Source organism: Aerococcus sp. UBA6277 (assembly GCF_002440555.1).
Lineage (GTDB): Bacteria > Bacillota > Bacilli > Lactobacillales > Aerococcaceae > Aerococcus.
The window spans coordinates 1-14717 of sequence record NZ_DJUR01000012.1 but is presented as its reverse complement, the minus strand read 5'-3'; the positions used below and the strand labels follow the sequence as shown (position 1 = coordinate 14717).

The 14717-nt window shown below is 40.5% G+C and carries 13 protein-coding genes; 7 read left to right on the top strand and 6 right to left on the bottom strand.

The window, feature by feature from the left end; all coding sequences use genetic code 11:
• Window positions 1-130: 130 nt before the first annotated feature.
• The 3 genes from B2V22_RS02220 to B2V22_RS02210 all read right to left on the bottom strand — a co-directional run bounded on the left by B2V22_RS02220 (window position 131) and on the right by B2V22_RS02210 (window position 3561).
• Complete coding sequence (locus B2V22_RS02220; RefSeq protein WP_048726004.1) at window positions 131-676, bottom strand: helix-turn-helix domain-containing protein; 546 nt, start codon at window positions 674-676, stop codon at window positions 131-133.
• A 95-nt stretch (window positions 677-771) separates the two neighbouring features.
• Complete coding sequence (locus tag B2V22_RS02215; RefSeq protein WP_290490197.1) at window positions 772-2409, bottom strand: peptide ABC transporter substrate-binding protein; 1638 nt, start codon at window positions 2407-2409, stop codon at window positions 772-774.
• Window positions 2410-2694: 285 nt separating this feature from the next.
• Window positions 2695-3561: a prephenate dehydrogenase gene (locus B2V22_RS02210; RefSeq protein ID WP_290490195.1), complete on the bottom strand. Its 867-nt coding sequence runs from the start codon at window positions 3559-3561 to the stop codon at window positions 2695-2697.
• A gap of 490 nt (window positions 3562-4051) precedes the next feature.
• Between B2V22_RS02210 and galE the strand changes: the two genes are divergently transcribed.
• The 3 genes from galE to B2V22_RS02195 all read left to right on the top strand — a co-directional run bounded on the left by galE (window position 4052) and on the right by B2V22_RS02195 (window position 6668).
• The gene (gene galE, locus B2V22_RS02205; protein WP_290490193.1) at window positions 4052-5068 is read left to right on the top strand and encodes a UDP-glucose 4-epimerase GalE; all 1017 of its coding nucleotides are present in this window, start codon (window positions 4052-4054) and stop codon (window positions 5066-5068) included.
• 514 nt (window positions 5069-5582) lie between these two features.
• The gene (locus B2V22_RS02200; RefSeq protein ID WP_290490192.1) at window positions 5583-6230 is read left to right on the top strand and encodes a LysM peptidoglycan-binding domain-containing protein; all 648 of its coding nucleotides are present in this window, start codon (window positions 5583-5585) and stop codon (window positions 6228-6230) included.
• Window positions 6231-6413: 183 nt separating this feature from the next.
• Window positions 6414-6668 carry a helix-turn-helix domain-containing protein gene (locus B2V22_RS02195; protein ID WP_003141237.1) on the top strand — a complete coding sequence of 85 codons (255 nt, stop codon included), beginning with the start codon at window positions 6414-6416 and terminating at the stop codon, window positions 6666-6668.
• 468 nt (window positions 6669-7136) lie between these two features.
• Here B2V22_RS02195 and B2V22_RS02190 read toward each other — a convergent pair whose 3' ends face one another.
• Both B2V22_RS02190 and B2V22_RS02185 read right to left on the bottom strand, forming a co-directional pair.
• Window positions 7137-7385 (bottom strand): DUF2922 domain-containing protein, encoded by a 249-nt coding sequence (locus B2V22_RS02190; RefSeq protein ID WP_290490188.1) that lies wholly within the window; start codon window positions 7383-7385, stop codon window positions 7137-7139.
• A 49-nt stretch (window positions 7386-7434) separates the two neighbouring features.
• On the bottom strand, window positions 7435-7632 hold the full coding sequence (locus B2V22_RS02185; RefSeq protein WP_290490186.1) for a hypothetical protein: 198 nt from the start codon (window positions 7630-7632) through the stop codon (window positions 7435-7437).
• A gap of 165 nt (window positions 7633-7797) precedes the next feature.
• Between B2V22_RS02185 and recX the strand changes: the two genes are divergently transcribed.
• Together recX and mutY are read left to right on the top strand one after the other, a co-directional pair.
• Window positions 7798-8955 carry a recombination regulator RecX gene (gene recX / locus B2V22_RS02180; RefSeq protein ID WP_290490184.1) on the top strand — a complete coding sequence of 386 codons (1158 nt, stop codon included), beginning with the start codon at window positions 7798-7800 and terminating at the stop codon, window positions 8953-8955.
• Between the two features lie 60 nt (window positions 8956-9015).
• The gene (gene mutY, locus B2V22_RS02175) at window positions 9016-10242 is read left to right on the top strand and encodes an A/G-specific adenine glycosylase (protein ID WP_290490182.1); all 1227 of its coding nucleotides are present in this window, start codon (window positions 9016-9018) and stop codon (window positions 10240-10242) included.
• A gap of 176 nt (window positions 10243-10418) precedes the next feature.
• On the opposite strand, the gene ntdP is transcribed toward mutY, so the two are convergent.
• Window positions 10419-10961 carry a nucleoside tri-diphosphate phosphatase gene (ntdP, locus tag B2V22_RS02170; protein ID WP_070466855.1) on the bottom strand — a complete coding sequence of 181 codons (543 nt, stop codon included), beginning with the start codon at window positions 10959-10961 and terminating at the stop codon, window positions 10419-10421.
• Between the two features lie 189 nt (window positions 10962-11150).
• Between ntdP and B2V22_RS02165 the strand changes: the two genes are divergently transcribed.
• A complete protein-coding gene (locus tag B2V22_RS02165; RefSeq protein ID WP_290490179.1) occupies window positions 11151-12413 on the top strand; it encodes an adhesin in 1263 nt (420 codons plus the stop codon).
• A gap of 219 nt (window positions 12414-12632) precedes the next feature.
• Window positions 12633-14621, top strand: coding sequence for a type I pullulanase (pulA, locus tag B2V22_RS02160; RefSeq protein WP_290490177.1), 1989 nt, complete (start codon window positions 12633-12635; stop codon window positions 14619-14621).
• Window positions 14622-14717 lie beyond the last annotated feature (96 nt).

The following is a 14717-nucleotide window of genomic DNA, read 5'->3' as shown; positions in this document are numbered from 1 at the left end:
ACTTTATCCTTGTCTGGGCGTTCAGATTGCTTCCTAATATAGTGATAAGTTGCCTTTGGAAAACCAGTAACTCTCAAAATATCAACTAGTTTGAATTTATTAATATTATGGAGATTGTAGATTGCTTGAACTATTTGTTTCTTTGTTGCTGTTTCTCTGCTTCCTGCAATCTCCCTAATTCCTTTAAAAACGCATTCTCGATTCTCAAATCACGATTTTCGTTTTCAAGTTGTCTCAGATGCTCAACGTTTACATCTTCTCTAGTTATATTCTTTGGATCCTGAAATACTTTCTTATCAGCTTTCTTCCGTTTACCCATTTTCGGTGGCCTACCTCTCTGATTTGATAAGCCATCGACGCCTTTCTTGAGGATAGTAGTGCGCCAATTACAAATTAAACTAGGGTTATTCATCCCTAATGAATTGGCTACTTCTCGATAACTCATCTCTGTTGTTTCATACAATTTTACAGCACTAAGCTTAAAATCAACAGCGTAATGAGTTTGATTCTTAATACGTTTCAGTCCTTCGATGCCAAATTGTTGATAGCTATTAACCCATATTTTTACAATAGAATCTTGTATATTATATTTCTTTGCTACCGCTCGGTAGCCACCGTAGTTCCCTAGATAATGTTTTACAATTTCCAATTTAAATTCTAGTGAATATTTTGCCATAAAAATAAACCCCCAAAAGTTAGATTTTTGGTCTAACTTTTGGGGGCCTCTACAGATCTAGGGATTTTTTTGTGTTGTTAAGTTTTTTAGATATGTTATTCAGTGACGTTGTATGTAGCTGCGCGGTAGTATTGTGCAACCCCATTTGGTTGGTTGATGACGTTTTCCAAGGCTGGGTCAATTAGGTTTGCGTAGGCTCCTTGGTAGATTGGGCTGACTGCTGCAGCGTCTTCTACTAGGTATTTTTCAGCGGCTAGGAAGTTGTCCCAACGTGCTGCTGGGTCAAGTGCGTTAGTCGTTTTGGCTTCGGTCATTAATTCATCGTAAGTGGCGTCTGAGAAATCACCTGATGATAATGATGATCCAGTCACGAAGTAGTCAAGGAAGGCAGTTGGATCGGCATAAGACGGGTTATAGGTACCGTATACGATGTCAAATTCGCCTGTTCCTGTGATTGCTTGACGGGATTTTAATGGTACGTTACGTACGGTTACTGTTAAACCTGGTAGGTTGGTTTGAAGTTGGGCTTGTAGGTATTCTGATGTGGCTTTTGATGTATCTGTATCAGAAGTTAACAATTCAATTTCAACTGTATCTGTTCCTAAGTCTTCTAAGGCTAAGGCCCATTCTTCTTGGGCAGCTTCTAGGTCAAAGGTCATTAGATCACCATTCTCTTCACGGAAGTCGATGCCTGATTCTGGGTCAGAACCGAATTCTGATGGAATCCAACCACCTGCTGCCTGTGAACCGTCGTCAAGGATGGCGTCAACAAACGCTTCTTTGTCATAAGCTTGGCTGATGGCGCGACGGAAGTGGACGTTATTTGTTGGACTTGATTGGGAGTTGAATTCCATGTAACCAATCATACCTTTAGGTTCGATGTGTAAGACTTCAGAGTCTTGGTATTCTTGAACGTAAGGGGTAGTGATTTCAGTGTATTGGAGTTCGCCACCTTCAAATAAGTTCACGTTTGTTGAGTTTTCTTTAGACATTACCCAGTCGATTTGATCTAAATCAACATTTTCAGCGTCCCAGTACTCGTCATTTTTCGTTAATGTCCATTCAATTTCAGTTGAATTCCAGTCGCTCACTTCAAACGGTCCGTTATATACGGCGTTTTCTGCAGAAGTTCCGTAGTCAGAACCCAGTTCAGTGGCCACATTATGGTTGACTGGTAAGTAGTAAGGTGTAGCTAATAAGTCAGTGAAGTAAGTTGTTGGAGAGGCAAGGGTAATCTCCAATGTTTTATCATCGATAGCTTTAACACCCAGCGTATCCGGTTCAGCTTCACCGTTTGCGATAGCTTCCGCATTTTCAATGACATAGAATTTATTGGCGTTTCCACCGATAGTTTCAGGTGTAACTGTTTTTTGGTAGGTATAAACGAAGTCTTGGGCAGTTACCGGGTCACCATTTGACCAGTCTGCATCGTCACGGATGGTGAAGGTATAAGTTAAACCGTCTTCTGAAACGGTTGGTTCCTCAGCCGCGACCCCTAATTCGTTACTGCCGTTATCAGCAGGCCGGTATAAACCTTCCATTACGTTGGCAATGGTATTTTGACTTGGTGAATCTGTCGAAGAGATACTATCAAGCGACGCCAGTTCGCCGTTCACCGTCACTTTGATGTTTTTAGCCGCTTCTTCATTATCCGCCGTTGTGCCACCATTGCCACAAGCCGCAAGCACCAATGACAATGCCGTTAATGAAAGAACACCCAATTTCTTCTTCATAAATCTCAACCTCTTTTCAATTTAATATAATTATCCCAATCATTATAACTTACCTTTTGTGAAAAAAGGAATATAATGCCTACTATCTGACTTAGCAAAAGACGGTCATGGTTGATAAGAAAAATCAAGATAGGAGAGCCGACCTTTCCTTTTTGGATGCTGGGACCTGATTTTATAGCCTTGGCTAGATAGAAAAAGAGACGCGAACACATCACGTCTCTAGATAATAAATAATCATTTTAAAAGAGGATAAGTCGCCTTTTACAGCCATAGTCGGGTTCGCTCTCAACCTCGTCTTTTCCTTTCATCCATTTCGGATTCTAGTTTCAAGCGATTCGCTGTTGAATGTCTAAACAATTCTTTTAGTTGCTCGCGGTCGTCGGTTCGAATAGCGTCTTTGATCAGGTTTAACTGGGCTTCAAAGTCTTGAATCGATTGTAAGAGGTAATGCTTATTATCGATAAAAAGTTCGCTCCAAAGGTCTTCGTTGATTTTGGCGATACGAGTTAATTCTGGGTATGAGTCACCTGTGAATTTACCGGTTTCGCGTTTTTCGTGGTCTGAATTCATCAATGAAATCGCAATGGCATGTGGGAGTTGCGAGGTGAACGAAATCATTTGGTCATGGAAGCTAGCTGAAACGCGGTTGATTTTACCGAAACCAATCTCAGTGGCTAGGGCTTCTATTTTGTTCAAAGTTTCTTCATTATTGGCTTCAGTCGGCGTGATTAGGAAGTTAGCGCCTTGAAATACCGACCCTTGTGCGTAGGCAATCCCTCGGTTCTCTCGACCTGCCATAGGGTGGGTGTAAACAACCTCAATATTGTCCGGTAATACGGTCTCCAACTCGGCCATAAAGTTTTCTTTCGTCCCCGTTGTATCCATTAAGACACTACCATCTTTAAAGAAATCGCGGTTAGCTGCAATAAATTTCACAGCTGTTTTCGGGTATAAGGCCATAATGGTTAGATCCACTTGACCTAAGATGTTTTCACCAGTTAGAAAACCTTCCTTAATCATGCCCATCTCAACTGCGGTATCAAGCGTTTCTTGGTTACTATCAATCCCGTAGATGTCATGATAACCTGCAGTTTGTAACGCCTGCGCAAACGAACCGCCAATTACACCTAATCCTACTATCCCAATTTTCATCTCGATACTCCTAACTGTTTTCTCATATTTTATTAGTCCATGATAACATGTAGCCCCTTAAAAATGTTAGGTTTTCTCTGAAATTTCTGGGCATACTAATGCATTATTTGATCATATTTATTGATCTGGCATAATGGTTAACCATTTTTTAAGCGGGATTATCGTGGTTTTTTTGACAAATAAAGCTAATGCAGTTGAATGCATTGGCAGTCGTAAATTAATTGAGATGACTATGTGCGTTACATATCTACCCAGTGTATATTATTGCATTTTATTGTTACTATAAGTAAAACTTTTTGTTAACTTTGAAAATCTTTTTCAGCTAGGAAACAATCGCCACCCCACAATAAGATGAGCAATAAAGAAAATCAAATTTTTAAAATTTATCAGATTGTTAATATTTTTCTTTTTTCCCGCTGTGATACAATAGACTTAAATATATAAATGACAAAAAATCTGCTGAAAATTGCATGGTTAAAGGAGAATTAAGATGGCTATTCTAGTTACAGGTGGTACTGGTTATATCGGTTCCCACACAACAATTGAATTAATCCAAGCTGGTTATGATGTCGTGATCGTGGATGATTACTCAAATAGTAAACCAGTTGTTTTAGAACGAATCGAAGAAATTTCTGGTGTCCGCCCACGCTTCTATGAAGCAAACGTATTAGACAAAGAAGCGTTAACCCATATTTTTGAAGTAGAAAATATTGAAGCGGTTATTCACTTCGCTGCCTTCAAAGCAGTTGGTGAATCAGTTGCTAAACCAATTAAATACTACGACAACAACTTAGGGGGTTTAGTGTCAGTTCTTGAGGTAATGCAAGAATTTAACGTCAATAAAATTGTCTTCTCTTCATCTGCCACTGTATACGGTATGGACAATGAGTCACCATTAACAGAAGACCTACCAACAAGCGCAACCAACCCATACGGTTATACGAAAGTCATGAACGAACAAATCCTTCGTGACCTAGCAGTAGCTGACGACACATGGTCAGTCATGATCTTACGTTACTTCAACCCAATCGGTGCCCACGAATCAGGCCTAATCGGTGAAGACCCAACAGATATTCCAAATAACCTAATGCCTTACATCACTCAAGTGGCTATCGGTAAACGCGACCACTTATCTGTATTTGGTAGCGACTATCCAACTCACGATGGTACAGGTGTCCGCGACTACATCCACGTTGTTGACCTAGCCAAAGGACACGTAGCCGCAATCAAACACGCACTTGACCACCAAGGTGTTGAAACAGTTAACTTAGGAACAGGAATTGGCTACTCAGTATTAGACCTAGTCAACACATTTGTTGCGCAAAATGGCGTAGAAGTCCCATATGAGCTAGTAGACCGTCGTCCTGGTGACGTCGCTGCTAACTACGCAGACGCTTCATATGCGAAGACATTATTATCTTGGACAGCAGAGCATGATTTAGCTGACATGTGCCGTGACTCATGGAGATGGCAATCAAACAATCCAAACGGTTACGACCAAGACTAAAAATATGAATTGAAATGGGGCCCGCAGTGAAAATCGTGGGTCTTTTAAATTGGCCAGGAGGAGTAACCCACCCACCGCCTTGTAGTCGAGTTCGTTTCTGACGCATAGACATCTCTATGTCACTAGGGTCGAAGGGGCGCGCTATCGACCTACTCAAGTACACTTCAGCACCAACTCGGTTAAATGCGTTAGAATTAGCTTGCACCACACTTCATGTGCTACGGCACGCCTCTTCCAATGTTGGTGACCTGTCCGGTCTCGCTCGCATCCCTGTTTTTTTGTAACATAACTGCAATCTAGGGGTAATCTATAAGTTAAATTATTTCGGTATTTTGTGCTACAATATGAAGTAAATGCTTTATGATTATGGCGTTTATATTTTGAATATGATGCGCATTATAGTTGGGATAAACTTGATTTTAAGCGTATACGATATGTGGTGAAAGGTATGTAGAGTGTTTAAGTCTTGTACATTTGGCCACATAATTTCTTTTTATAAGGTGGGGGAAATACAATGCCAGGATGGCTAGGTGAATTTATTGAAAAATGGCAGGCACAATCTCGAACGACGCAATTTACGGTTGTGGGTATTGTGATAGCTGCTATCGTGTTGATGATTATTCCATGGAGAGCGTCCGCTGAAGAGGGTAATCCTTTAGGTGTACAAGTGGATTCACAGCCATTAAGCGGTTTGGACTATTATTCAGCTGAACCATTAATGACTAGTGGAAACGGATCGGGTGTATCTTTAGGTGATTCAAGTGTCGAATCTAGTGAATCGTCATCGGTTGCATCTTCTGTAGAATTAACCAAAGATACAGATTACAGTACAGATTTAGCAAGCTTAACAGCAGAATATGAGGCAAACTCAGCATCATTAGCACAGTCAAGATCAAATGATCCATCTTATACAGCGCCAAATGTTTCATCCAGTTCATCGTCATCGACTTCTTCAAGTGCTAGCTCATCATCGTCTTCAACAGCAGATGCTAGCGCTAGTTCAAGTAGTCAAACGTCGTCAGCTGGAACATATACAGTTCAATCAGGTGACAATGCTTATCGAATTGCAACTAACAATGGTTTAACGTTAGATGAGTTCCTAGCAATGAACGGTAAAACTGAGGCTTCTGTAACTCCTGGTGAAGTAGTTCGTATACAATAAGTAAAGTTTATGTAAATTTGTTTGTTAAAAACCTTAACAATTGAGCGAATTGGCTAGTAATTATAGGGAAAAAGTTGTACTATTATATAGGTGATTTTTTCAAATAAGGTATATTTACAAGCAATTTATAACTAATATGAAATAATTTGTAGTATAATATATATTAAGTAAGGAGGGCTGAACATGGAAGAATTAAAAATTGCGAATGCACAGCCACGCGAAGCAGCTCGTCAAAAAGCGACGCAAAACGCAGCAGAGATCCTTTTAGAAATTCGTAGCAAACGCGGTATTTCTCAAGCGCGTCTAGCAGAAATCTCTGGACGTAAACAAAGTTACATCTCACGTGTAGAATCAAGACAACAAAACATTTCATTAGCAACGTTACAAGAAATCGTTGACGCTGTTGGCGGAAACCTAGTTGTTAAAGTTGAATTATAATCCTGACCGATTAGTAGAATAACATAGAAAAGTCGTATTCGTTTGTGGCCCTGAAGTTGCACGAACGAATGCGACTGTTTTTATATCATAAAGGGTGGGGCAGAAAATGTCTCACCCTTTAAAATACTCAAAATTCATATTTTAGATTGTATAATTAAGGTAATTACAAAAACATTGTTTTTCCATTGTCTCCTGCCTGAACGCCTTGGATCACATCTTATTCTTAAGGTAATAATAGAGAAAGTATAAGCCGAGGACGTAGCAGAAATTACTAAATATAACTAAAAGATAGGCTGGAATTTGATTGACCCTAGATAGTCTTCAGCTCATGTCTTTAAAATTTTACCGTATAAAATTAAGCCCTCGGCTTATGAATAAATAGCACAGCAAAGAAAAGATTCAATAGAAGATGGCTTATAAAAAAGAGACTTGGACAAATTGCCCAAGCCTTGTGTCATTCCGATGTGATTATGCGTTTACTGGTTCTGATGTATAAATATCTTGAACTTGACGGTTAACATAGCGGCCTGAAACAGCAGTGTGGAAAATCTTGTGTCCTTCTTCATTCACAAACGCGTCTGAAGCGATAAAAGCATTTAAGGCTGCTTCTACAGTTGCGGCATCTAAATTTGCTTTAGGATTTTTAATAGTAACAGTACGTGTTTTGTTGTCAGCAGTTTTAAATTTTAATTCGAATACATTTGTTTCTTCAATCATAATAATCCTCCTCTAGGACAATAGGGACATGTAAATGGCTTGTTAGTGATTAGGCAACAGTGTAGCGTTCAACTGCTTCGGCACCTGTAAAGGCGTCTTCGATTAAGTTAGAAAGTGCAAGTGCTAAAGCATTCACTTTATCTGTATCTGGATTTTCGATTAAACCGTTTAAAGTAATGCGTGTTTCTTTATCCGTTTCAACGTTCAAGTAAGTTAATTCTAATTTGGCAGATTCAAAGTTTTTCATAGGTATTCCCTCCAAGTTTTGTTTTGTAAGCCCTCCGGATGACTTACATCAATAAGAACGACCTCAGGGAGAAAAGTGACAAGGGAATAGCAGAAATTGTTGCCAAAACTTTTCCTGTGCTAAAATATATAGCGTATACAAGGATTTTTGAGGAGGGAAGCGTGCATGACTGAGAAAAAACGAGGCCCCATGAAACTGTCTGACATTGGTAATACAAAGCAATCGTCAAAAGTAGCAGTCGATAAAAAAAGTAAGCAAGACTCTTATACAAGGAAAAAACATTCATATAATGACCCTAGTGAAGGGGGACAAACCTCTAGCTACCAGAAAAAGCCAAGGGTTAAACAAGTGCCCCGTCATCAAACATCAGCGAATGTTGAAAATTCTGCTTCAAATGCCGATAACTTAGCATCTGATTTACTAGCCAAAGCTGAGGGGTTGCGAGCCCAGAAAGCGGATCCCCTTTTTCAGGAGGCGGAATTACCGGCTGGATCTTCGGAAGCTGAGGTGGTTGCTGGGGAAATCACTTTGATTGAAGTTCAGAAAAAGAATAAGAAGCGGTTTAATGTCTATATCGAGGGTCAATTCGCTTTTGGGATCAGTGAGAATACTTTGGTCAAGTTTGCCTTGCATAAGGGGCAGGAGTTGGATAAGGATTTTATTGCGGATATCCTGCAAACTGATAAGGAAGATTACGCCTACCAGCTTGCGGTCCGGTTTTTGAGCCACCAGTTACGATCTGAAAAGGAAGTTCGAGCTAAGTTAACTGAGGAGGAAATTGAGCCTGAGGTGGTAGAGAAGGCGGTTGCTAAATTGAAAGAGGTCAAGCTGATCGATGACATTATGTTCGGTCAGGCTTATACACGAACGGCTATGAATATCAATAAAAAAGGGCCGAATGTGATTGCTCGGGAGTTAAAAAATAAGGGTCTTGGGGAAGATGAAATTGACCAGTCCTTGAATGAATATGACCGGGACACTGAGGTTGAAAATGCTTATGCGATTGCGGAAAAATATTTTCAAAAGCAGTTGCGAAAAGCATCACACCGAAATGCTAGTCAAAAGACCAAACAATACTTGGTGCAAAAGGGTTTTGACAGTGATTTGATTCAAGAGTTGATGCAGCAACTTGCTGACCACTACCAGGATGAGGACCAGGAATTGGCTGTCTTACAGAAAGACTTAGAAAAATATATGCGTCGATATAAGAAACTTTCGGGCCGAGAATTGACCTTTAAAGTGAAGGGGATGCTCTACAATAAGGGGTATTCGTCAGAATTAATTAACCAGGCGCTTGAGATTTACGAGGAAGAAAATGTATAAATGTTATCATAGGTAAATACGAGAAAAATATATAACAGAGATAGAGGAGCAAGCAAAGTAGTGACTGAAGTAAATCAAGATATCGACCTGTCTTTATATATGAATGCGTCGGCTATCCAAGACTTGGGGCCGGTAATTGAGGGTGTCCAAGTTTGGGGGCCAGCTACCAACCAGGACTTTAGAAAGACTTTTCTAGATTGGTATGACAAGGAAAGCCGCCGTCTACCTTGGCGGGAGTCTAAGGACCCATACCGGATTTGGGTGTCAGAAATTATGTTACAGCAAACTCGGGTAGACACCGTGATTGGCTATTACGCCCGCTTTCTGGCTGCTTTTCCAACCATCAAAGATTTGGCGGAAGCAGAAGAGGACCAATTGTTGAAAGTTTGGGAAGGCTTGGGTTACTATTCAAGAGTCCGCAATATGCAGGCAGCGGCCAAACAAATCATGGCGGACCACGAGGGGGTTTTTCCAGATAATTTAGCCGACATCAAAAAGTTGAAGGGCATTGGTCCTTATACAGCAGGTGCCATCGGGTCTATCGCCTTTGGTATCCCCGTGCCAGCCATCGACGGCAATGCCATGCGGGTCATTTCTCGCTTATTTATGATCAATGCAGACATTCAAAAGCCAGCTAATCGGAAGATTTTTGAAGCGGTAGGCCAATATTTAGTGGATCCAGACCGTCCAGGAGACTTCAACCAGGCCATCATGGATCTCGGTTCATCATTTGAAACGCCGAAGAAAGCCATGCCCGAATTGTCGCCGTTGCGCGACTTTACAATGGCAACCCTGACTGGGACCACCTACAACTACCCGATTAAAAGCAAGAAAGCCAAGGCCAAACCCGTGTATTACCAGGCCCTTATCTTACAAAATGCTAAAGGACAAGTATTGATTGAGAAAAGGACACAACACAAATTGCTGAATAACATGTGGACAGTGCCTTTAATCGGTTTGGGGACAAAGGCCAACCAAGACCAGCCAACAAAAGAGAAAGCAGCCTTTTTACTAGCTGAAAGTCAGGAAGTTTACGGGATTTCGCCAATATTCATGCGTAAGGAAGTCGGTCAAGTCAAACATGTCTTCACCCATTTGATTTGGCATATCCAATTAACTTACGGGCACATAAAGCCTGCGGACGAACAGAAAATCAATGATATGATTACCTCTGGGGAGGCGGATTATGCCTGGGTAGCGCCCCATCAATTTGAAGACTATGCCTTTCCAACAGTGCAAATGAAGGTCTGGCAAGCTTATGAAGATTACCAAAATAACCATCAATAACCATAAAAAACAAATGGCTACGACTTTTGCTGTCGTAGCCATCTGTTTAAATTGTCGTGAATATTCAGGATGGATCAAGTCTTATAGGGTGTTGGTCCGGGCCCACACCGCTTGCTTAAAATCACATCTCTTTTATTTCACCACAGTCTTTATCTACATTGGACTATTACTATGATTTATTTTTTGCGTTTGTGACTTAACTGACAATAGCGTTCGTACCAAATATCTACATACTCTTTAGAAAAAGGCCCTTTTTCCTCATTAATCCAGCGTACAAGTTCCTGAACGTTATCTTTTAAAATAGCATCGATATCAGACGAGTACCCCATCAATTGACGGTGGTCTTTATATTCATCTACGTCTAACAATTTCCGCTTACCATCAGGAAAAATCTTGATATCTAAATCATAATCGATATATTTCAAGGCTTCGTCATCCAATACGTAAGGGGATGCTAAATTACAATAATAAGATACGCCGTTCGGACGAATCATTGTAATAATATTGAACCAATAGTGTTTATGGAAATATAGTAGGGCGGGTTCTCTAGTCACCCATCGTCTACCGTCAAAATCAACAACCAAGGTATGATCATTGCAGGCAATGATACTTTGGTCACTTGTTTTTAAAACCATAGAATCTCGCCAAGTGCGATGTAAGGAACCATCGTGCTTGTAGCTTTTGACTGTGATGAATTCACCTTCTTTAGGGTTTCTCATCACCAAACCTACTTTCTACACCTAGCTAGGTTGTAACATAAAATATTATATCATAATGAAAAATGAAAGAGTAGGCTAATTACCTACTCTCATATTCTTAAAAAACCTAAAAGATTTAATTCAGTTTGGCTTCATTTTGTTATATGATAGAATAAACAATGGGAAAAGTTTGTATAAAGGAGCTCAAGCATGAATAGAAAATCAAGTAGAAACCAAATGATCTTGACAGCAGTCTTTATTGTCATTTCATTGGTATTAGTGGGAGGTAGCTATTTTGTTTATCGCTCACGCCAACAAAATATGTTAGCAGACCAAGCCAGCACATTTTCTTCAATGTCAGTAGATATGAACCAAACAGCACCATCAACGCCAGAAGAATATAATGCAGAAGAAATGGTTCAAGCATTTACAGACAATCGCGGGGAAACAACAGCACTTCATTATTTATACTACCTACAAAGTGTAGAGCAAGTGCCAACCATTTCAATCGCCCGTACCCAAGCAGACCAAGAGGCTTGGACAACAACTATCACTGACCGTTTAAATGAAATCGGATTTGAAGAAGCAAGTGTTAACTCAGTAGACTGGACAGAAATAAACTCTGCCGATGCAGTTGAACAATACTCTGGTAACTTAACTGAAGCCAACCCGCAATTAGTGATTATCCCAACTTTCGCAGAAGAAGATTATGAAGCTGAAATTTCTGAAGAAGATCATCTAGCGAATATTGAAGAATTGTTTAATACTATTCGTATGGACCTACCTTCGGCCTTAATCGTCTTTGCACAATACCCAGCTTCAAGTCAAGAAATGGCTGAAGATGAGGACTATGTAACCTATAACGACAATGCTTTATCTGCTATGCAAGAAGCAGGCTATAATGTTTATGACGTGAACACTGCTTACAGTGAAGCGCGTGATAACTCAGAAAGCTTAAACCTTGAAAATAGCTTTACAGATGAAGGCTTCTCTGAAGAAGCGAGTCAATTAATGGCTGACACTTTAATGGCGCAAATTGAAGATACGCAAATCAATGCCACTGATGGTTATGACGGTGCAAATGAAGACGTTGCTGAAATGCAAGCGGCATTAGATGCTCAAGCAGAATCAGAATCCATCGCAGCGGAAGAGCAAGCATCATTAGAAGCAGAAGCTGAATCAATTGCAGCAGAAGAACAGGCATCAATCGACGCTGAAAATGCATCTATTGCCGAATCTGAATCCATCGCAGCGGAAGAATCGGCGGCAGCTGAAGCAGCATACATTTCAGAATCAATTGCAACCGAAGAAGCTGCGGCTGAAGAAGATTACTACTACTCTGAACCAGAACCTAATTACGGTTGGTCTGAGTCGAGTGAAACATCAAGTGAAGCAAGTGAAGCAACTGAGACATCTCCAGAGAGTGTTATTGAAGAAGAGCCTGCCTCAGATGAAACATCTGCTTCAGAATAATCAATTCAAGATGATTTAAAGTAATAAAACAAGTTAAAACACCTTAAAAGGGCACCCATATCCACTGATACAACCAAATAATGGTGATATTATGTTGAATAGACGGGAATTCACCTTTTAGGGTGTTTTTTGTAGTTTTTTAGGGGAAAAGTCGATAAAATAAAGATGATAAACTTAATGTAACTCAGTCATTTTTCGAGCTGAAGAAAAGAGGCATTTATGGCAAAAGATATTGCAACTATCCAAGAAATCTTTGATTTAATTGAAACAGCAGATCCTGAATTAATTAGTCTGCGCATGCGCGAAACCATGGAGTCGGATGCTTTTGATAAGGCTTATTATTATGACGGATTTCTCGGCTACTCTTACTCAAAAACCAGTACATTTTTACGTCTTTGGACTCCAACAGCGATTGATGTTGAATTACTCTTATATGAATCTGATACGTCTGACGAATACGAAGCAATTCAGATGGAAGAAGAACTAGAAACTGGCACTTACGCCGTCCGCCTAGAAGGAGACTACAAAAATGTCCCTTACATGTACCGGATTTTCTTCCCCAATTCTACCGTTGAAATCACCCAAGACCCATACGCACAAGCCGTTACCGTTAATGGCGCCCGGTCAGTCATTATCGATTTAGAAGAAGGTTATCCGGATGACTGGGAAAATGACAAACGTCCACCGTTTGCTAACGCCCGCGATGCCATTATCTATGAAGCAAGTGTCCGCGACCTAACCTCCAATATTAATTCCGGTGTGCCCAAGGAAAAACGCGGTAAATTTGCTGGCCTTGCGCTAAGTGGCACTAAAACAGCCAACGAATTTGCTACCGGCTTAGATTATATTGCCGACTTAGGCATTACCCACCTACAGTTAATGCCAATGGCTGATTTTGTCACGGTCGATGAATTGTCTGATCGACCAGATAATTACAACTGGGGTTATGACCCTATGCACTACAATGTACCTGAGGGTTCCTACTCAATGTCGCCAAGAGACCCAATAGCTCGATTGAAAGAAATGCGGGAAATGGTCCAGGCCTTGCACGACAAAGGTCTGCGCGTTGTGATGGATGTTGTCTACAACCACGTCTATGAACACGAACGTCATCCGCTTGGTTTAACCGTTCCTTACTACTATTTCCGCTACAACAAAAATGGTGACTTATCAAACGGGTCAGGTGTAGGGAATGAGACGGACTCAACACGTTTGATGTTCCGCCGTTACATGATCGAATCCATTACTTATTGGGCCAAAGAATTCCATATTGACGGTTTCCGTTTCGATTTAATGGGCCTTCATGACATTGATACCCTGAATTTGATCCGCCAAGCCTTGGATAAGATTGATCCATCTATTTTAATGTACGGCGAAGGTTGGGACTTAGAAACCCTTCTATCTTCTGACAAAAAGGCTATCCTTCGTAATGCTTATAAAACCCCTCGTATTTCTTACTTTAATGACCAACTCCGCGACCAAGTACGTGGATCAGACTACGGGGACGCAACCGATCCAGGTTTTATCACGGGTAAATTTATGACAGAACAAGCCGTCCTTGCATCATTCTTAGGTGGGGGGAACTTGTCAAAACGTGATGCAAATGTGACCCAAGCCCAACAACTAATCCAATATATTGAAGTGCATGATAACTATACTTTACGGGATAAAATTGCCTTATCACACGGAGAAGAACCAGTCAGACTGCGTAAAAGACGGCAATTATTAGGGAATTCGATTATCGCCTTGTCAGCGGGTATTCCATTCTTCCATTCTGGCCAAGAATTCTTCCGAACCAAGCATGGGGTAAGGGATTCATATAACGCTGGAGATGAAATCAACTGCATGGACTGGGATTTAATGGCTTCAAACTATGATGCAGTCACTTATTTTAAGGGTTTATTGGCATTACGGAAGAAGTACCCATTCTTTACAGAAAAAAACCAACAAACATTCTTTGAAAATGTCACCGTAATTAAGTCAGACTTTCAAATCATTGGTGTGCATTACCATGGACCAGGACATGAATTAGTAGTGATTTTTAACGGCCAATTGAATGATGTAAAAGTATGGATACCAGAAGGTGGTTGGCGGCCAATTGCCCGCGATAACAAAATGGTTGACAATGACTTTGCGGATTTAATCAAAGGTAACGAGGATGTTAATGTACCCATTCTTTCTACATTGATTTTAGAAAGAGTGGAATAATAGCAAATTAAAAATGGTGTTCAATTTACTCGTACAAGTTCCATTAAGTTGTTTTATCCAGGATCTGTTGCTTTAAAGGGCTCTTCGTCAAATAGG

Excerpts from the sequence above, each read along its gene's own strand:
- ntdP (WP_070466855.1), bottom strand. The coding sequence starts at position 10,961 with ATGAGAAACCCTAAAGAAGGTGAATTCATCACAGTCAAAAGCTACAAG.
- recX (WP_290490184.1), top strand. The coding sequence starts at position 7,798 with ATGACTGAGAAAAAACGAGGCCCCATGAAACTGTCTGACATTGGTAAT.
- B2V22_RS02195 (WP_003141237.1), top strand. The coding sequence starts at position 6,414 with ATGGAAGAATTAAAAATTGCGAATGCACAGCCACGCGAAGCAGCTCGT.
- B2V22_RS02215 (WP_290490197.1), bottom strand. The coding sequence starts at position 2,409 with ATGAAGAAGAAATTGGGTGTTCTTTCATTAACGGCATTGTCATTGGTG.
- B2V22_RS02220 (WP_048726004.1), bottom strand. The coding sequence starts at position 676 with ATGGCAAAATATTCACTAGAATTTAAATTGGAAATTGTAAAACATTAT.
- B2V22_RS02190 (WP_290490188.1), bottom strand. The coding sequence starts at position 7,385 with ATGATTGAAGAAACAAATGTATTCGAATTAAAATTTAAAACTGCTGAC.
- B2V22_RS02165 (WP_290490179.1), top strand. The coding sequence starts at position 11,151 with ATGAATAGAAAATCAAGTAGAAACCAAATGATCTTGACAGCAGTCTTT.
- B2V22_RS02210 (WP_290490195.1), bottom strand. The coding sequence starts at position 3,561 with ATGAAAATTGGGATAGTAGGATTAGGTGTAATTGGCGGTTCGTTTGCG.
- B2V22_RS02200 (WP_290490192.1), top strand. The coding sequence starts at position 5,583 with ATGCCAGGATGGCTAGGTGAATTTATTGAAAAATGGCAGGCACAATCT.
- galE (WP_290490193.1), top strand. The coding sequence starts at position 4,052 with ATGGCTATTCTAGTTACAGGTGGTACTGGTTATATCGGTTCCCACACA.
- B2V22_RS02185 (WP_290490186.1), bottom strand. The coding sequence starts at position 7,632 with ATGAAAAACTTTGAATCTGCCAAATTAGAATTAACTTACTTGAACGTT.
- pulA (WP_290490177.1), top strand. The coding sequence starts at position 12,633 with ATGGCAAAAGATATTGCAACTATCCAAGAAATCTTTGATTTAATTGAA.